Raw genomic sequence first — 17,757 nt, 5'->3', positions numbered from 1 at the left:
CGATCGAACAGGGAGGGCGAACAGTGACGTCGACGATGGCACGGACCGACCGAGCTCAGAGCGTGACCGAGCTGCCGGAGGTCGCCGAGCCCGGCCAGGTCGCGCCGCAGGACGCCCGGGAGCTGTCCAGGCAGTTCTTCCGCCGGCTTGCCGAGCTGGAAGAGGGCACGCCCGAGTACCAGTACGCGCGCAACACGCTGATCGAGATGAACATGTCCCTGGTCCGCTACGCGGCCGGCCGGTTCCGCAGCCGCGGGCCGGAGGAGATGGAGGACATCGTCCAGGTCGGCATGATCGGTCTGATCAAGGCCATCGACCGGTTCGAGCTGTCGCGCGAGGTGGAGTTCACCTCCTTCGCGATCCCCTACATCGTCGGTGAGATCAAGCGGTTCTTCCGGGACACCTCCTGGTCCGTGCACGTCCCGCGCCGACTGCAGGAGGCCCGGGTGCAGCTCGCCCGCGCCACCGAGGAACTGCGCAGCCGACTGGGCCGTACGCCCACGACCGCCGAGCTCGCGCAGCTGATGAGCCTGACCGAGGAAGAGGTCAACGAGGCGCGGATCGCCGCGAACGGCTACAACTCCTCCTCGCTGGACGCCACCATCGGCAGCGAACCAGACGGCGAGAGCGTGCTCGCGGACTTCATCGGCTCCGAGGACGCCGCGCTGGAACTGGTCGAGGACTTCCACGCCCTCGCCCCGATGATCGCCGAGCTGGACGAGCGGGAACGCAAGATCGTCCACTGGCGGTTCGTCGAGGAGCTGACGCAGGCGGAGATCGGCGAGCGGCTCGGCTGCTCCCAGATGCATGTCTCGCGGCTGCTGTCGCGCACGCTGAAGCGGCTGCGGGCGGGGATGCTGAGCACGAGCTGAGGCTGTCGGTCGGGTGCGGCCGGGGTCGCTGAGTGCGGGCTGGGTTGTCGGTCGGGTGCGGCCGGGGTCGCTTAGTACGGGCTGAGGTTGTCGGCCGGGTGGCGGGTCGCTGAGTGCGGGCCGGCTGTCGGCCGGGTGCGGGAGGGGTGCGGTGCTGGGGCGCCGCACCCCTCGCGTCGTTCGGTCCGTCAGCAGATCGACTGGCTGCTGTTCACCAGGCGGTTGTTGCGGAACGTCGTGTTCTCACCGCAGGGGCTCTCCCGGATCGAGGAGTCCGTCACCGTCAGGTTCTGGATGGTGATGTCCCTGTTGTTCGGGAACTCCGAGCGCGCCGCCAGACGGATCTCGCCGCCGCCGGTGACCGTGCCGCTCTGGGCGGCGAGGTTCACGTTGTAGCAGTTCTCGATCAGGATCGCGTTGTTGCCGGTGTTCGACAGCGTGATCCGGTCGATCGTCGCGCCGCCGCTCTCCGAGACGCAGAACACGCCCCGTCCGCCGCCGCGGGCGATCACCTCGCCCACCCGGATGTTGGTGGAGTAGGAGCTGCCGATACGGCCGTTGCGGTTGGCCATCCGGAAGGCGGCGTACCCGGTGCCGGTGCCCGCGTTCTCCGCGTCCACCCTGGAGACGGTGGCGTTGATCGTCTGGTTCAGCAGCAGGCCCGACTCGCCGACGTTACGGGCGGTCACCGTGCCGACGGTGAGGCCGTCGACGCCGTACGTCTCCACGGCGTGGCTGGAGGCGCCGGAGACGTAGACGTTGTCGATGCGCACGTTGCGCGTCCACTGGCTGGTGTCGCCGCGGTTGTCGATGCGGACGCCGAGCCCGCTCGACAGGCGCATGTCGATCTGGCCGAGGACCACGTTCTGCACGTTGCGCAGGAAGATTCCGTACAGCGGAGCGCCGGTGACGTTGAGGTGCTGCACCTCGATGTCGCGGGTGCCGCGGGAGTAGACCGGGGCCTGGTCGCCGGAGCCGCTGCCGGTGACGTTGATGGTGCCGCAGACGTCGAGGACCGTGTAGCTCGGCAGGGAGATGCGGGAACCGGCGGAGACGGAGCCCGAGCCGCGCACCACGACCCGTTCCTTGCTGGTGCGGCCGGAGGTCAGGCTGCCGATCGCCGCTTGCACCGCCGCGCGCATGTCGGTGCCGGTGTACACGGTGCTGCTGCCGCGGCGGGCGGTCCAGGTGCTGCCGCTCTGCACCGCCTCGGCCTGGTAGGAGCCGTCACCGCAGGCCGCGGCGCGGGCCGGGGCGGGAGTGGGGGTGGGGGATGCGGGGGTGGTGACGGGGGGTGTAGCGGCGGTGGTGGGTGCGGTTGCGGTGGGTGTGGTGGGGGTGGTGGCTGCTGTGGCGGGGGCGGTCAGCATGCCGGTGGCGGTGAGGAGTGCGGTGGCGCCGGCTGCGGCGAGGAGTGCGGCTCTGCGTCCCATGGATCCTCTGCTTCCGTGTCGAATCGATTCGACTGAATCGATTCATCCTGTGGGGGCCGGAGAGTTTGGCAAGGGCATGGCAAGGCGTCAAGCGGTGACAGGGTTCACCGGTACGGGAGTTGGCACACCCCGTACGGGACACTCGGACGCATGCGGACTGCGTACAGCGTGGAGACGGTCAGGGCGGCGGAACGGGAACTGATGGCGCGGCTGCCGGAGGGGGCGCTGATGCAGCGCGCCGCCGCCGGACTCGCCGCGGCCTGCGCGGACCTGCTCGGGCGGGTGTACGGGAGCCGGGTCGTCCTGCTCGTCGGCAGCGGCGACAACGGCGGCGACGCCCTCTACGCCGGAGCCCGGCTGGCCCGGCGCGGCGCGGGCGTCACCGCGGTGCTGCTCGCGCCGGAACGCGCCCACGCCGCAGGACTCGCGGCGCTGCGCCGGGCAGGCGGCCGGACGGCGGGCACGGACGGAGCCGCCGGGCTGATCGGGAACGCCGACCTCGTCGTGGACGGCATCGTCGGGATCGGCGGCAAGGGCGGACTCCGGCCCGAAGCGGTGCCACTGGCCGACGCGGCCGAACGGGCCCGGGCCGCGGTCGTCGCCGTCGACCTGCCGAGCGGCGTCGACGCCGACACCGGGGAGGTGCGGGGCGCGGCCGTGCGGGCCGACCTCACCGTCACCTTCGGCACCCACAAACCCGGCCTGCTCATCGACCCGGCACGGGAGTACGCCGGGTCGGTGCGGCTGGTCGACATCGGCCTCGACCTGCCGGCCGAACCCCAACTGCAGGCACTGCAGCACGCGGACGTGGCCCGGCTGCTGCCGGTGCCGGCCGCCGAGAGCGACAAGTACCGGCGGGGCGTCGTCGGCATCGCGGCCGGCTCCGCCCGCTACCCCGGCGCGGCCGTCCTCGCCGTGGCGGGCGCGCTGCGGGGCGGCGCCGGGGCCGTACGGTACGTCGGGCCCGCCGGGCCGTCCGTGATCGCCCGCTACCCCGAGACGCTCGTGTCGGACCGCGGGCCGCGGCACGCGGGACGGGTGCAGGCGTGGGTGGTCGGGCCCGGCGCCGGGGACGACGCGGCGACGGTCGCGGAGGTGCTGGCGGCGGAGGTGCCCGTGCTGATCGACGCGGACGGGCTGCGGCTGGCGGACGCCTCGGCGGTACGGGCCCGGCGGGCGCCGACGCTGATGACGCCGCACGCCGGGGAGGCGGCCGCGCTGCTCGGCGTCGAACGGGAGCAGGTCGAGGGCGGACGGCTGGCGGCGGTACGGGAGCTGGCGCGGCGGTACGGGGCGACGGTGCTGCTGAAAGGGTCCACGACCCTGGTCGCGGAACCGGGCGGAGGGCCGGTGCGGGTCAATCCGACGGGCACCTCGTGGCTGGCCACGGCGGGGAGCGGGGACGTGCTGTCGGGGCTCGCCGGGTCGTTGCTGGCGGCGGGGCTCCGGGCGGTGGACGCGGCGAGTGCGGCGGCGTACGTCCACGGGCTTGCGGGGCGGTTCGCGGCGGACGGGGCGCCGGTGGGGGCGCATGACGTGGCGGAGGGGATTCCGGGGGCGTGGCGGAGTGTCGTGCGGGGGTGAGGTGCGGGTCGGTGGGGGTGCGGGGTGGGGGTGACTGCGGGTCGGTGGGTGTCTGCGGGTGGTGGGGTGCGGGGTGGGTGTCTGCGGGTCGGTGGGGGTGGGCGTGGACGTGGGTGCCTGCGGCGCAGAGGGCTGTTCGGTGGAGGGCTGGGGTAGCGCCTGGGGGCGGTGGTGGGTCGGGGCCGGGGCGGGGGTATCCGTCCTCGGACCGGCGCGGAATGGGGTGTCGGAGGGGGTGAGGGCGTTGACGCGCCAGTCGCTACGGGCGGACACCCCCGCCCCGGCCCTTCCCGCCGTACGCGTCCGCCGGGCGGTGCCTCTTCCCGCCGTGGGCGTTCGTCGGGTGGTGTCCGTTTGTGCCGTGGGCGTTCGTCGGGTGGTGTCCGTTTGTGCCGTAGGCGTCCGCCGCGGGCCTCGTGTCCACGCGTCCGTGGGGGTGGGTGGGGGCTCTGAGAGACTGGGCGGGATGAACGAGACAGTTGCCCCGGAAGGCGCGGAGCTGCGGGCCCGTGCCGAGATCGACCTGGCCGCCGTGCGGGCCAATGTGCGGGCCCTGCGCGAGCGGGCGCCCGGCGCCGCCCTGATGGCCGTCGTGAAGGCCGACGGGTACGGGCACGGCGCGGTCGCCTGTGCGCGGGCGGCCGTCGAGGCGGGGGCGACCTGGCTGGGCACCGCCACCCCGCAGGAGGCGCTCGCGCTGCGCGCCGCCGGACTGCCGGCCGACGTGCGGATCATGTGCTGGCTGTGGACGCCGGGCGGGCCCTGGCGGCAGGCGATCGAGGCCGACGTCGACGTCTCCCTGAGCGGCATGTGGGCGCTGCGCGAGGTCATCGCGGCGGCCCGGCTCGCCGGAAGGCCCGCGCGCGTGCAGCTCAAGGCCGACACCGGGCTCGGGCGCGGCGGGTGCCAGCCCGGTGACGACTGGACGGAACTGGTCACGGAGGCGCTGCGCGCGCAGGCCGAAGGGCTGCTGCGGATCACCGGCCTGTGGTCGCACTTCGCCTGCGCCGACGAGCCCGGACACCCCTCCGTCGCCGCCCAGCTGGCCCGGTTCCGGGAGATGGTGGCGTACGCGGAGACGCGGGGCGTCGAGCCCGAGGTGCGGCACATCGCCAACTCGCCCGCCACGCTCACCCTGCCCGAGAGCCACTTCGACCTGGTGCGCCCCGGCATCGCAATGTACGGCGTCTCGCCCAGCCCCGAGATCGGCACGCCCGCCGACTTCGGACTGCGTCCCGTGATGACCCTGACCGCCGCGCTGGCCCTGGTGAAGCACGTCCCCGGCGGCCACGGCGTCAGCTACGGCCACCACTACGTCACCCCGGGCGCCACCACGCTCGGCTTGGTCCCGCTCGGATACGCCGACGGGATCCCGCGGCACGCCTCCTCCGCCGGCCCGGTGCTGGTGGAGGGCAAATGGCGCACCGTCGCGGGGCGCGTCGCGATGGACCAGTTCGTCGTCGACCTCGGCGGTGACGAGCCCGGGCCGGGCGCCGAGGCCGTCCTGTTCGGGCCCGGCGACCACGGTGAGCCCACCGCCGAGGACTGGGCGCAGGCCGCCGGGACCATCGCGTACGAGATCGTGACCCGGATCGGGAGCCGTGTGCCGCGCGTCTACGTCAACGCGTCAGGTGAATGAGGAACGGCGCGGGTAGATGCCGTAGGGACACAACCCCGGTGAAGAGGAGCGGTACGTGAGCGAGACCAGCGCGGGGGCCGTCGGCGGCGCGTCCGGCGGCGGCTGGCGGCGCGCCACCGGCGTCGCGGGCGTCGCGATAGGCGTGCTCGCCACCGGGGCCGCCGCGGGCGTCGCCATAGAACGCATGACGGTCGGCCGGGGCATGCGCCGCAAGGCCAGGCTCGCCCTCGACTCCACGGGCCCCTACGGCACCCTGCGCGGCACGCCCGGCAAGGCGTACGCCGACGACGGCACCGAGCTGTACTACGAGGTCGACGACGTCGACCCCGACCCCGCCACCCCCGCGCGCCGCCGCCGGCTGTTCGGCCGCCGGACCCCGGCCCCGGTGACCGTGGTCTTCTGCCACGGCTACTGCCTCAGCCAGGACTCCTGGCACTTCCAGCGGGCCGCGCTGCGGGGCGTCGTACGGACCGTGCACTGGGACCAGCGCAGCCACGGCCGTTCGGCGCGGGGCGCGGCGCAGGTGGAGCGGGGTGAGCCGGTCACCATCGACCAGCTGGGACACGACCTGAAGGCCGTCCTCGACGCGGCCGCGCCCGAAGGGCCGATCGTGCTCGTCGGTCACTCCATGGGCGGGATGACCGTGATGGCGCTCGCCGACCAGTACCCGGAGCTGGTCCGCGAGCGGGTTGTCGCGGTCGCCCTCGTCGGCACGTCGTCGGGACGGCTCGGCGAGGTCAACTTCGGGCTGCCGGTGGCCGGGGTCAACGCGGTGCGGCGGGTCCTGCCGGGCGTGCTCAAGGCGCTCGGGCAGCGGGCCGAACTGGTGGAGAAGGGCCGCCGGGCCACCGCGGACCTGTTCGCCGGGATCATCAAGCGGTACTCGTTCGCGACCCGGGACGTCGACCCGGCCGTCGCCCGCTTCGCCGAGCGGATGATCGAGGGCACGCCGATCGACGTGGTCGCCGAGTACTACCCGGCGTTCGGCGAGCACGACAAGACCGAGGCGCTCGCCCACTTCGCCGGCCTGCCCGTGCTCGTGCTGGCCGGCGTGCAGGACCTGGTCACCCCGAGCGAGCACAGCGAGGCCATCGCCGACCTGCTGCCGGACGCGGAACTGGTGCTGGTGCCGGACGCCGGGCACCTGGTGATGCTGGAGCACCCGGAGGCGGTCACCGACCGCCTCGCCGACCTGCTCACCCGCGCGGGAGCGGTGCCGGCAGGGGCTACCGTGGGTGGCTATGGAAGCAGCAGCACCGCACAACCCGGCTGAACCGTCCGCCGGCATCGAGCTGACCGTCACCTCCCCCGAGCAGATGCGCGAGCTGGGACGCCGGCTCGCCAAGCTGCTGCGGGCCGGCGACCTCGTCCTGCTCTCGGGCGAACTCGGCGCCGGCAAGACGACGCTGACCCGCGGGCTCGGCGAAGGGCTGGGCGTCCGGGGCGCGGTCACCTCTCCGACGTTCGTCATCGCCCGCGTGCACCCCTCGCTGGGCGACGGCCCGCCGCTGGTCCACGTCGACGCCTACCGCCTGTCCGGCGGGCTGGACGAGATGGAGGACCTCGACCTGGACGTCTCACTGCCCGAGTCGGTGATCGTCGTGGAGTGGGGCGAGGGCAAGGTCGAGGAACTGACCGAGGACCGCCTCCACCTGGTCATCCACCGCGCGGTCGGCGACACCACGGACGAGGTGCGGCACGTGACCGTGACCGGCCTCGGCGAGCGCTGGGCCGGCAGCGGCCTGAGCGGGCTGTCGGCCTGATCCGGCAGGCACCGCACCCGCCGGTACGTTCCGACAAGACGTCGGCAAAGTGTTGCGTTCGGCCTTCCGGCCGTGGTCACATGGTATCCAGTTCGTAGTTAGGTCTACCTAACTACGCCCGCCCCCGACCAGAGGAGGCGTCCATGCCGGCCGACCACAGCGCTCGTGACGTCACGGCGCGGCCCCAGCCGCCGGTGCCCATGCGTGATCTGCTCGCCGCCTGCGCCGCGGCCGCGGCGGTCTCCACCCCGCCCCGCGCCCCCGAACCCCGCCGCTGCGAGCCGGTCGAAGGGCAGCACCGCGAGGCCGCCTAGGGTCTGTCGTTTAGATCAGGTCGGCTGGGGAGACGCAGCGCTTCTCAGCCCACCCGAGCGGGGCGTGGTGCGTGCAGCTGCAAGGCGGAGGAGGGCGGCGACGCGGAGCGTCGACAACCGACGACAACGCAGCAGATGTGCGTGCCACGCCCCGCGAAACCGACATGATCCAAACGACAGGCCCTAGGTGTGCTGTCCCGGGACGTTGGTGACACGCGTGCTGGGTGCTTGAACAGGTGAGGGCCTTCTGGGTTCGGTGTGGATTGCGACATCTACGCCCGGCCGCAGGAGGCCCGCGTGTCCCACCGTAACGCCCCGCTGACTCCGACCGGACGGCTTCGCCTGGCCCGGTGTGTCGTGGACGAAGGCTGGCCGCTGCGGCGGGCCGCGGAACGCTTCCAGGTCAGCCACACCACCGCCGCACGCTGGGCGGGCCGCTACCGGCAACTGGGCCCGGCCGGGATGCTCGACCGCTCCAGCCGCCCCCACCACAGCCCGCGCCAGACGCCCGCCCCGGTCGAACAGCAGGTGGTGCGGCTGCGACGCGAACACCGGATCGGTCCGGTGCGGCTGGCCGCCCGTTGCGGCATCGCCGCTTCCACCGCCCACCGCGTCCTCGTCCGGCACGGCCTGCCCGCGCTCGCCGCCTGCGACCGGGCCACCGGCGACCCCGTCCGCCGCTACGAGCGTGCCCGGCCCGGCGAACTGGTCCACATCGACGTCAAGAAGCTCGGCCGCATCCCCGACGGCGGCGGCCACAAGGTCCTCGGCCGGGCAGCCGGCCGGGCCAACCAGGACCGCCGCAACGGCACCGGATACGCCTACCTGCACACCGCCCTGGACGACCACACCCGCCTCGCCTACACCGAGGACCTGCCCGATGAGAAGGCCGCCACCTGCGCAGCCTTCCTGCGACGGGCAACTGCCTGGTTCGCCCAGCAAGGCGTCACCGTCGAGCGCGTGCTGACCGACAACGCCTGGGCCTGCACCAAGAACACCTGGCGCCAGACCTGCCACGAGCTGGGCATCAGCCCCCGCTGGACGAGGCCCTGGCGGCCGCAGACCAACGGCAAAGTCGAACGCTTCCACCGCACCCTGCTCGCGGAGTGGGCCTACCAGCGGCCCTACACCTCAGACCGCGAACGCCAGGCCACGTTTCCCGACTGGCTGGACTGGTACAACTACCACCGACCCCACACCGGCATCGACGGCCAGACACCCGCCAGCCGCGTCACCAACCTGTCCGGACAGCACACCTAGGGAGGCGGTCGTGGGGACGGGGGACGGCCGGGTGCGCTCGGGCCGGAGGGGCCCGGTCAGGGAACGACGACGACCTTCCGGCCGATCGTCGCGAACTTCCACATCGCCGCGCCGTCCGCGCGGGTCTCCCGGATGCCGCCCGTCCGCTCCGCCGGGTCGAGTTCCGGCGCCGAGCCGTCGACCGCCGCACTGAACCCGATCACCGTGCCGTCGACGTTCGCGAAGCGCACCACGTGCTCCACCGGGACGCCGTCCGACCCCGTGACCGACCCGGACCGGGACGTGACCCGGTACGTGCCCGGCGCCGGGTCCACGGTGCTCGGGCTGACCCCGAACGTCCGCCGCACCTTCCCGCCGTCCTCCACCAGCCACACCCGGTCGTCGGCCAGCGAGTACACCACCCGGGTGCCCCGTCCCGAACCCGTGGGCAGGGCGGCCGGGTGGTCCTTGCCGGGGGCCGCCTCGCGGACGGCGGGCGCGGCGTCGGCGCCCGGACGCCGCAGGTCCGGCGGGACGTTCGCCGCCGCGCGGTGGCCGAGGAAACCGATCGTCGCGAGGGCCGCCGCGGTCAGCCCCGCCACGACCGCCGAGCTACTGCTCGCCACCTTCATCACCTCTGTCCCGATCGAAGCGGATATGTACGCACGTCGACGTGACCGTAGCAGTACGTGACCGCCCGACCGGCGCGGCCGTGGCCGGGCCGCAGGAGCCGTAGGCTGTTTGCGTGCTCTTGCTCGCTCTGGATACCGCCACCCCCGCCGTCACCGTCGCGCTGCACGACGGCGACGACGTCATCGCCTCGTCGAGCCAGGTGGACGCCCGCCGGCACGGCGAACTGCTGCTCCCGGCGATCGACCGGGTCCTCGCCGAGGCAGGCCTGAAACTGGACGCCGTCACCGCAATCGTGGCCGGCACGGGACCCGGCCCGTACACCGGACTGCGCGTCGGCCTGATGACCGCCGACACCTTCGGACTCGCCCTCGGCGTGCCCGTGCACGGTGTGTGCACGCTGGACGGCCTCGCCTACGCGGCCGACCTCCCCGGCCCCTTCGTCGTGGCGACCGACGCCCGGCGCAAGGAGGTCTACTGGGCGCGCTACGCCGACTCCCGCACCCGCCTGACCGAGCCCGCCGTGGACCGGCCCGCCGACATCGCCGAGCAGGTCGAGGGCCTGCCCGCGGTCGGCGCCGGTGCCCTGCTGTACCCGGACACCTTCCCCCGGGCGCACGAGCCCGAGCACGTGTCGGCCGCCGCCCTGGCCCGGCTGGCCGCGGAACGCCTCGCCGCCGGCGAGGAACTGCCCGCGCCCCGGCCGCTGTACCTGCGCCGGCCCGACGCCCAGGTCCCCAAGAACTACAAGGTGGTCACCCCCAAGTGACCGGAACCGACACTGCGGTGCTGCGCGAGATGCGCTGGTGGGACATCGACTCCGTACTGGAGCTGGAACGCGACCTGTTCCCCGAGGACGCCTGGTCGCGGGGCATGTTCTGGTCCGAGCTGGCCCACGCGCGCGGGCCGGGGGCGACCCGCCGCTACCTCGTCGCCCAGGAACGCGACGGCGACCGGATCGTCGGCTACGCGGGCCTCGCCGCCGCCGGCGCGGAGTCCGACGGCGAAGCCGGCCCGGTCGCCGACGTCCAGACCATCGCCGTCACCCGGGACCACTGGGGCACCGGTCTCGGCTCGCGGCTGCTGACCGAACTGCTGAAGGCGGCGACCGCCTTCGAATGCGCCGAAGTGATGCTGGAGTGCCGGGTCGACAACGTCCGCGCCCAGAAGCTCTACGAGCGCTTCGGCTTCGAAATCATCGGCGTCCGGCGCGGCTACTACCAGCCGGGCAACGTGGACGCCCTGGTGATGCGACTGACCGATCCGTCCACCACCGTGAGCCCGGCGAACCCCGGCGGCGGCAACGACAACGGCGTACAAGGAACCGAGATCCATGGCTGACGAACCCCTGGTACTGGGGATCGAGACCTCCTGCGACGAGACCGGCGTCGGCATCGTCCGCGGCACCACGCTGCTGGCCGACGCCGTCGCCTCCAGCGTCGACGAACACGCCCGTTTCGGCGGCGTCGTCCCCGAGGTCGCCTCCCGGGCGCACCTGGAAGCGATGGTGCCGACCATCGACCGCGCGCTGAAGGAGGCGGGCGTGAGCGCCCGCGACCTGGACGGCATCGCCGTCACCGCCGGTCCCGGACTCGCCGGCGCGCTGCTGGTCGGCGTCTCCGCGGCCAAGGCGTACGCCTACGCGCTCGGCAAGCCCCTGTACGGCGTCAACCACCTGGCCTCGCACATCTGCGTCGACCAGCTGGAGCACGGCGCGCTGCCCGAGCCGACGATGGCGCTGCTGGTCTCCGGCGGCCACTCCTCGCTGCTGCTGTCCAGCGACATCACCTCCGACGTGCGGCCCATGGGCGCCACCATCGACGACGCGGCCGGCGAGGCCTTCGACAAGATCGCCCGCGTGCTGAACCTGGGCTTCCCCGGCGGCCCGGTCATCGACCGGTACGCACGCGAGGGCGACCCGGACGCCATCGCCTTCCCGCGCGGCCTGACCGGCCCGCGCGACCCGGCCTACGACTTCTCCTTCTCCGGGCTGAAGACGGCGGTCGCCCGCTGGATCGAGGCGAAGCGCGCGGCGGGGGAGGAGGTGCCGGTGCGGGACGTGGCGGCCTCCTTCCAGGAGGCGGTCGTGGACGTACTCACCCGCAAGGCCGTGCGGGCCTGCAAGGACGAGGGCGTCGACCACCTCATGATCGGCGGCGGCGTGGCCGCCAACTCCCGCCTGCGGGCGCTGGCCCAGGAGCGCTGCGAGGCCGCAGGCATCCGGCTGCGCGTGCCGCGCCCCAAGCTGTGCACGGACAACGGCGCGATGGTGGCGGCGCTGGGCGCGGAGATGGTCGCCCGGAACCGTCCGGCCTCCGACTGGGACCTGTCGGCGGACTCCTCGCTGCCGGTGACCGACCCGCACGTCCCGGGCACCGCCCACACCCACGACCACGTGCACGAGAGCGCCGCGGAGAACCTGTACTCATGACGGTCGCCCTGATGTGGGAGGCCCGCGCGGTCCCCGGCCGGGGCGCGGACCTGCTGGCCTGGGCGCAGGAACACCTCCGGGAACTCCCCGGGCAGCCCCTGCGCCACGAGACCTTCCGCGCCCCGCAGGACCGGGTCCTGGTCATCACCTGGTGGGACGCCCCGTACGACGCGGACCTCCCCGAACTGCCGGAACCAGACGGCGAGTTGATCACGCGGGCGGTGCACCGGTGGCGGTTCGAGTCGCTGGGGACCGGCTGACTTCCGGAACGCACGGCTCTTCACGGCCGGTCCGCTGGCATCGCGGTTGCGGCAGGCAATCACAGCAGGCCGATTGGCGATCACTTTCGGACCTCTGCTTATCAGGTCCTTGACCGCCATGACTCCCTCCACGAAAGATCACCGGGGCTTCACCGGCTTCAAGCGATCTTCACAAGGGGTGGGGGACTGGTGTGCGCGCACGCACGGGCGTGATCGGACTGGCTCTACTGGCCGCGGTGTCGTTGCCGGGCGGTGTGTCTCCTCTCGCCGCAACGCCGGTGGCAGCCGCGGCCGGATGCACCGTGGGTCAGGAGACGGACTTCAACGGCGACGGGGTACGGGACATCGCCGTAGCGGACCCGGAGGCGGCCGTCTCCGGCCTGGGTGAGGCCGGAGTGGTTCACATCGTCTACGGCGGTGGCAAGGGCGTGACCTCGATCTCCCAGGACACGCCGGATATCCCGGGCGCTGCCGAGAAGGGCGACCGCTACGGCCACACCCTGGCGACCTACGACCACAACAAGGACGGCTGCACCGATCTGGTGGTCGGAATCCCTTACGAGGACATCGAGGACAAGGCCGACGCGGGTCTGGTCCAAATCCTGTACGGGGCGCCCGGCGGACTGACCACCGGGCCCGCCGTACTCGAGTTCCTCCAGGGCAAGGGCGAGGGCAACATCGGAAGTACCGCCGCAGAGGCCGGCGACTGGTTCGGTCACGCCGTGGCCGCCGGGGCGACCTCGTCCGGTGAGCCGTACCTGGTGATCGGCGTGCCGGGTGAGGACGTCGGGGCCGTCGTGGACAGCGGCATGGCCCACTACCTGCGGGGCAGTACGAACGCCGGGTTCACCCAGAACACCGCCGGTGTGTCCGGCGATGCGGAGGAGAACGACCGGTTCGGCTACGCCGTGGCCGCCTCACCGAACCACATAGGGGTCGGAAGCCCGGGTGAGGCCATCGAGGACCGCACCTTCTCCGGAGGCCTGCAGTTCCTCGAGCACGCGCTCAACTCCGGGGGTATCCCCACGCCGTTGGCAGGTGTCGAGCAGGACAGCCCCGGGATCAACGGCGCGGCCGAGACCGGTGACCAGCTGGGCACGGCGCTCGCAGCCGTCCCGTACCGCCCCTCGGGAGCCTCGTCCGCCAACGAGACACTGTTCGCCGTGGGCGTCCCCGGCGAGGACCTCGCCACCGGAGAGGACGCCGGGCGGGTCGTCACCCTGCGGGTCACCGGCTCCGGCGACGTGACCCAGACGGCCGACATCAACCAGTCCTACGCCGCCATCGACGACGTGGGCGAGGACGGCGACTACTTCGGACAGCACCTCACCGCCGTGAACACCGCGCCGGGATCGACCGGTACGGCCCAGACCGTCCTGCTGGCCGTGGGCGCCCCGGGTGAGGACACCGAGACCGCCGATGCCCGGGACGCGGGCGCGGTGCAGATCTTCCCGATGGTCGGTGAACCGGGCAGCGGGGACGTCTGGCTGGAGAAGGGCCGGCTCGGACTGCCCGGGCAGCCGGGACCGCAGGAGTACCTGGGCGTCGGCCTGACGGCCGACCGGCAACGTCTCCACCTGGGTGTGCCGTACGGGCCGGGCAGTGAGCGGGGTGTCTACGGCGTCCTGTGGACGAGCCTGCTCTCCGGCCTGCCGGACACGGTGAGCACCGTGCGTCCAGGCCAGGACGGTGTACCCGCCGGCGGACGCGCCTTCGGAGCGGTGGTCCGGTGACCGAGCGACGAGGTGGGCGGCCGGTGCCGGCCGGAACCGGCGGATCCGAGAGAGCCGAGGACAGGAACGTGATCGAGAGACCGTCGAGGCGTCGTGGGCGCCGCCGCACCGCGACCGTCGTCGGCGCGCTCACCGCGCTGCTGGTGACCGGTGCCACCGTGCCACCGGCTACCGGTTCTGACGGGGACGTCCGGGCCCCGGCGCGGGCGGCGTTCGCCACCCCCGTGAAGACGCCCACCGGGGCGTACGCCCGGATCCAGCAGACCGAGGACCTCGCCCAGGCCGCCGCCGAGGAGAACGGTGAGCCGGTGGAGGTGGCCGGGCTGCGGCAGGAGCGACGGGAGGTGTTCGCCCTGCCCGACGGCTCCTTCCCCGCCTACGAGTACACCGAGCCGGTCCACGCCGTCCGCGGCGGCGAGTGGGTCGACGTCGACACCACTCTGGTGCGGCGCGCGGACGGCACATGGTCGCCCAAAGCCGCCACCGTCGAGGTGGTGTTCTCCGGCGGTGGCGACGGGCCGTTCGCCCGGATGCGCAAGGCGGGCCGTGAGTACGCCCTGAGCTGGCCCGGCACAGGGTTGCCCGAACCGCGGGTCGAGGGCGGTTCCGCCACCTACCCCGACGTGCTGCCAGGAGTGGACCTGGTGGCCCGTGCCGAGGTGGACGGCCTGGCGCACCTGCTGGTCGTCAAGACAGCCGAAGCGGCCGCCAACCCGCAGCTGCGGAGCATCGAGTTCGCCCTGCGGACCGAAGGGCTGGAGGTCCGTGAGAGCGCGAACGGCTCGCTTCAGGCGGTGGACTCCGAGGTCGGCGGCGCTGTCTTCGAGGCCGGGAAACCGGTCATGTGGGACTCCGCAGACCTGGCAGGTGACACCGGCGGCGCCGGCACGACGGGCACGGAACATGAACGGTTCGCCGTTCCGGAACGGGCCGACCGTACCGCCTTCACCGTTGCCGCCGACCGCGCCGCCGACGAGGCGTCCGCCGATGCGGCTGCCGAGGGACCGGGCGCCGGCGGCCGCACCGCGCCGGTCGACGTCGAGGTGACCGGGGACAGGCTCACCCTCATTCCGGACCAAGAGCTGCTGACGGGCGAGGAAACCGTCTATCCGGTGGTCATCGATCCGATCCAGCGCACCACCTCCCGCAGCGCCTGGACCGGCGTGATGTCCGGCATCCCGGGCGAGCAGGACTGGAAGTACGAGGGCAGTGCGGGCGTGGGCAAGTGCCCCACGGACTACAACCCGGTCTCCTGCAACGGCGTCGGCGTGCGGCGACTGCTGTTCACGATGCCCATGTCGTTCTACAAGAACAAGAAGATCAAGAGCGCCGGCTTCTCCGCCCGGGTGGAGCACGTTTACTGGGCCGATGCCCGAGCGGAACCTGTCGATCTCTACCGGATCGGCGGCAAGAACTACTCGGTCAACTCCGGCAGCGACTGGTCGAACACCAAGGACGACTGGAACGACTTCCTGCTGACGGTGGACAAGAAGATCTCCCCGACCAAGTGCTCCAGCCAGGCCAACCTGCACTTCGAGGGCGGCGAACTGGTCGACGAGGTGAGCGCGGCCGCCTCCGACGGCTGGACGTCGATGACGCTGGGCCTGCGGGCGAAGGACGAGGGTGCGTTCGGTGGTTGGAAGCGCGTCTGCGGCAACGCCTATCTGAGGATCGGCTACAACAACCCGCCCCAGCAGATCAATACCGGTCACATGTCGTCCAGCATCGGCGGCAAGTGCGTCTGGGGAGCGAACCGGCCCTACACCGACAGCATGCCCCTGCTGCGCACCGAGGCGCGCGACCCGGACCACACCTCGTCCCGCACGGACACGGTGAAGGTGCAGTTCAAGGTGGACTGGACGGCCAAGGACGGCACGTCCCGCTCCTACACCTCCGACACCGGCTACAAGGCGCCCAACGTAGGCACCTCCTTCGACCACCTCATGAAGGCCGACGTCGCCAAGGACATCAGTCCGAACTCGGTGATCTACTGGTCTGCCCGGGCCTACGACGGCGACGACTGGGGCGGCTGGAGCCATGACGGCGACGCGCAGCGCTGCGAGATCGTCTACGACCCGAACCGGCCCGGCGCCCCCGCGGTGACCTCCGAGCAGTACCCGGACGACGGGGTGTGGCACCACGGCGTGGGCACGGCGGGCACCTTCACCTTCGCCCCCAACACGGACGACGACATCGCCGACAGCGACATCGTGGAGTACCGCTACGGCTTCGACGGCCAGCCCATGAAGCCGGTCGCGGCCGACAGCCCGGGAGGCCCCGTGTCGGTGCCCTTCACACCGATGTCCGACGGGCCCCACTGGGTGACCGTCGAGGCGTACGACCGTGCGGAAAACTCCAGCGTGCCCGCGCATTACGAGTTCCTGGTCACCGACGGCCGTCCGGTCACCGCGCAGTGGAACCTCGCGGACGAGGCCGGCACCGCCGAGGGCCATGACGAGTCGGGCCGCTACCCGGCGGCCGCGGGCTCCGCCGTGCAGTTCGGCGTGGCCGGCCCCGGTGGCAGGGCCGACACCGCCGCCAGGCTCGACGGCAGCGAGAACGCCTACCTGGACTCCCGGGCCACGGTGCTGGACACGAGGAGCAGCTTCAGCGTCAGCGCCTGGGTCCGGCCCACCGCGCTCGACCGGGACATGGTCGTGGTCAGCCAGGACGGTACCGGTGAGGCCGGCTTCACGCTCGGATATGACGCGGCGGCCGGATCGTGGGCCTTTTCGATGCCGGTGAGCGACGTCTCCACGCTCGGCCACTGGAAGGCCTCGGCGGGCGTGACGGTCCTCAAGGACCAGTGGGTGCTGCTCACCGGCGTCTACGACGCGCACGCCTCCGGCGGTCCGCAGCTGAGCATCTACGTCAACCAGCAGCTGAAGAAGACCGTCAAGCGCGGCTCGGAGTGGACTGCCCACGGCACGCTCCAGATCGGGCGCGCCACGGCCAAGTCGGGCTATCGCGACCACTTCGCCGGCGACCTCGCCGACATCCGGGTCTTCGACCGGGTACTGCCGACGGCGCAGGTCGCCGAGCTGATCACGGTCAAGCCTGACCGCAAGGGCTACTGGCCGCTGGACGACGTCACCGACGCCAGCTCCGCCAACGTCCAGCCGGGCGGACAGCCACTGGCCCTGAACGGCGACGCGTCCGTCTACCGGCCGGCCGACCCGCTGGAGGATGCCCCCGCCCTGGTCGGCGACGGTCACCTGGTGCTGGACGGCGACGGCGACTGGGCGGCCACGACCGCGCCTCCGGCGACCGGCAGCGGCAGCTTCACGATCAGCGCCCGCGCCCAGCTCACCAACGAGTACTCGGAGCAGTCGCAGACTGTCTTCTCCCTGCCCGGCAAGAACACCGACCGCGTCGCTGTGCGCTACCAGGCGTCGACCGGTCAGTGGGAGCTGGAGGTGGCACGGCAGGACGCGGCCGAAGCACCCGTCGTCGTCTACACCGATGACCAGGAACTGCCGGTCAGCGGTGGTGCGGGCCAGCACCTGGCCGTCGTCTACGACGCCTTCGCCAACGAACTGCGTCTCTACGTCGAGGGACAGCTGGCCGCCACCGCGTACGGCCGGGACGACACCCTGTGGCCGGCCACCGGAGGACTCCAGGTCGGCCGCTCCGCCCGGGGCGGCGGCAGCGAGTACTTCGCCGGCGCTCTCGACGAGGTGCGCGCGTACACCGGCGCGGTCGACGCGTCCGGCGTCCGGCTGATGAGGCAGCTCACCGCCGTCCCGGACCTGTAGCAGCCCCGAGGGGCACCGGCCACCGGCCCGGCCGCCGGTGCCCCTCTCCCGAGCCTTCCGACCTGAACCCGCCTTCGGACCTGCGGAGAGAACCCCGGTGAATC

15 protein-coding genes are annotated in these 17,757 nt (G+C 72.6%); 13 read left to right on the top strand and 2 right to left on the bottom strand.

Annotation, left to right across the window (positions count from 1 at the left end; all coding sequences use genetic code 11):
* The first annotated feature begins 35 nt into the window (after nucleotides 1-35).
* Nucleotides 36-872 (top strand): RNA polymerase sigma factor SigF, encoded by an 837-nt coding sequence (locus FGW31_RS13470; protein WP_182675305.1) that lies wholly within the window; start codon nucleotides 36-38, stop codon nucleotides 870-872.
* Between the two features lie 188 nt (nucleotides 873-1,060).
* On the opposite strand, the gene FGW31_RS13465 is transcribed toward FGW31_RS13470, so the two are convergent.
* On the bottom strand, nucleotides 1,061-2,305 hold the full coding sequence (locus FGW31_RS13465; protein ID WP_142193670.1) for a hypothetical protein: 1,245 nt from the start codon (nucleotides 2,303-2,305) through the stop codon (nucleotides 1,061-1,063).
* Between the two features lie 150 nt (nucleotides 2,306-2,455).
* Here FGW31_RS13465 and FGW31_RS13460 point away from each other — a divergent pair, with 150 nt between their 5' ends.
* From FGW31_RS13460 to FGW31_RS13435, 6 genes are all read left to right on the top strand, one after another.
* On the top strand, nucleotides 2,456-3,889 hold the full coding sequence (locus FGW31_RS13460; RefSeq protein ID WP_142193669.1) for an NAD(P)H-hydrate dehydratase: 1,434 nt from the start codon (nucleotides 2,456-2,458) through the stop codon (nucleotides 3,887-3,889).
* A gap of 466 nt (nucleotides 3,890-4,355) precedes the next feature.
* Complete coding sequence (gene alr, locus FGW31_RS13455; RefSeq protein ID WP_142193668.1) at nucleotides 4,356-5,528, top strand: alanine racemase; 1,173 nt, start codon at nucleotides 4,356-4,358, stop codon at nucleotides 5,526-5,528.
* A gap of 55 nt (nucleotides 5,529-5,583) precedes the next feature.
* Entirely contained in the window at nucleotides 5,584-6,801 is a 1,218-nt protein-coding gene (locus tag FGW31_RS13450; RefSeq protein ID WP_142193667.1) for an alpha/beta fold hydrolase, read from the top strand.
* Nucleotides 6,770-7,291, top strand: coding sequence for a tRNA (adenosine(37)-N6)-threonylcarbamoyltransferase complex ATPase subunit type 1 TsaE (gene tsaE, locus FGW31_RS13445; RefSeq protein ID WP_142193666.1), 522 nt, complete (start codon nucleotides 6,770-6,772; stop codon nucleotides 7,289-7,291). Before FGW31_RS13450 ends, tsaE begins: the two co-directional genes overlap by 32 nt.
* Before the next feature lie 143 nt (nucleotides 7,292-7,434).
* Nucleotides 7,435-7,605: a hypothetical protein gene (locus tag FGW31_RS35005; RefSeq protein ID WP_182675307.1), complete on the top strand. Its 171-nt coding sequence runs from the start codon at nucleotides 7,435-7,437 to the stop codon at nucleotides 7,603-7,605.
* 297 nt (nucleotides 7,606-7,902) lie between these two features.
* Complete coding sequence (locus FGW31_RS13435; protein WP_142193665.1) at nucleotides 7,903-8,865, top strand: IS481 family transposase; 963 nt, start codon at nucleotides 7,903-7,905, stop codon at nucleotides 8,863-8,865.
* A 56-nt stretch (nucleotides 8,866-8,921) separates the two neighbouring features.
* Here the strand turns inward: FGW31_RS13435 and FGW31_RS13430 are convergent, their stop codons facing one another.
* Nucleotides 8,922-9,470, bottom strand: coding sequence for a L,D-transpeptidase (locus FGW31_RS13430; protein ID WP_142193664.1), 549 nt, complete (start codon nucleotides 9,468-9,470; stop codon nucleotides 8,922-8,924).
* A 119-nt stretch (nucleotides 9,471-9,589) separates the two neighbouring features.
* Between FGW31_RS13430 and tsaB the strand changes: the two genes are divergently transcribed.
* The 6 genes from tsaB to FGW31_RS13400 all read left to right on the top strand — a co-directional run bounded on the left by tsaB (nucleotide 9,590) and on the right by FGW31_RS13400 (nucleotide 17,653).
* Nucleotides 9,590-10,243, top strand: coding sequence for a tRNA (adenosine(37)-N6)-threonylcarbamoyltransferase complex dimerization subunit type 1 TsaB (tsaB, locus tag FGW31_RS13425; RefSeq protein WP_142193663.1), 654 nt, complete (start codon nucleotides 9,590-9,592; stop codon nucleotides 10,241-10,243).
* Nucleotides 10,240-10,815: a ribosomal protein S18-alanine N-acetyltransferase gene (gene rimI, locus FGW31_RS13420; protein ID WP_182675372.1), complete on the top strand. Its 576-nt coding sequence runs from the start codon at nucleotides 10,240-10,242 to the stop codon at nucleotides 10,813-10,815. The genes tsaB and rimI overlap by 4 nt, the downstream gene beginning before the upstream one ends.
* Nucleotides 10,808-11,905 carry a tRNA (adenosine(37)-N6)-threonylcarbamoyltransferase complex transferase subunit TsaD gene (gene tsaD, locus FGW31_RS13415; protein WP_142193662.1) on the top strand — a complete coding sequence of 366 codons (1,098 nt, stop codon included), beginning with the start codon at nucleotides 10,808-10,810 and terminating at the stop codon, nucleotides 11,903-11,905. Before rimI ends, tsaD begins: the two co-directional genes overlap by 8 nt.
* Nucleotides 11,902-12,165 carry a hypothetical protein gene (locus FGW31_RS13410; protein WP_142193661.1) on the top strand — a complete coding sequence of 88 codons (264 nt, stop codon included), beginning with the start codon at nucleotides 11,902-11,904 and terminating at the stop codon, nucleotides 12,163-12,165. Before tsaD ends, FGW31_RS13410 begins: the two co-directional genes overlap by 4 nt.
* A 302-nt stretch (nucleotides 12,166-12,467) precedes the next feature.
* Complete coding sequence (locus tag FGW31_RS13405) at nucleotides 12,468-13,898, top strand: VCBS repeat-containing protein (RefSeq protein ID WP_142193660.1); 1,431 nt, start codon at nucleotides 12,468-12,470, stop codon at nucleotides 13,896-13,898.
* Between the two features lie 68 nt (nucleotides 13,899-13,966).
* Nucleotides 13,967-17,653: a LamG domain-containing protein gene (locus FGW31_RS13400; protein WP_142193659.1), complete on the top strand. Its 3,687-nt coding sequence runs from the start codon at nucleotides 13,967-13,969 to the stop codon at nucleotides 17,651-17,653.
* Nucleotides 17,654-17,757 lie beyond the last annotated feature (104 nt).

Source organism: Streptomyces calvus, from assembly GCF_006782915.1.
Classification (GTDB): Bacteria; Actinomycetota; Actinomycetes; order Streptomycetales; family Streptomycetaceae; genus Streptomyces; species Streptomyces calvus.
The sequence above is the reverse complement of the archived record's forward strand: the minus strand, read 5'-3'. Positions and strand labels throughout refer to the sequence as shown.

Bases quoted from the DNA above. Each gene is read 5' to 3' on its own strand.
- alr (WP_142193668.1), top strand. From the start codon at position 4,356: ATGAACGAGACAGTTGCCCCGGAAGGCGCGGAGCTGCGGGCCCGTGCC.
- FGW31_RS13470 (WP_182675305.1), top strand. From the start codon at position 36: ATGGCACGGACCGACCGAGCTCAGAGCGTGACCGAGCTGCCGGAGGTC.
- tsaD (WP_142193662.1), top strand. From the start codon at position 10,808: ATGGCTGACGAACCCCTGGTACTGGGGATCGAGACCTCCTGCGACGAG.
- FGW31_RS35005 (WP_182675307.1), top strand. From the start codon at position 7,435: ATGCCGGCCGACCACAGCGCTCGTGACGTCACGGCGCGGCCCCAGCCG.
- FGW31_RS13460 (WP_142193669.1), top strand. From the start codon at position 2,456: ATGCGGACTGCGTACAGCGTGGAGACGGTCAGGGCGGCGGAACGGGAA.
- FGW31_RS13465 (WP_142193670.1), bottom strand. From the start codon at position 2,305: ATGGGACGCAGAGCCGCACTCCTCGCCGCAGCCGGCGCCACCGCACTC.
- FGW31_RS13410 (WP_142193661.1), top strand. From the start codon at position 11,902: ATGACGGTCGCCCTGATGTGGGAGGCCCGCGCGGTCCCCGGCCGGGGC.
- tsaE (WP_142193666.1), top strand. From the start codon at position 6,770: ATGGAAGCAGCAGCACCGCACAACCCGGCTGAACCGTCCGCCGGCATC.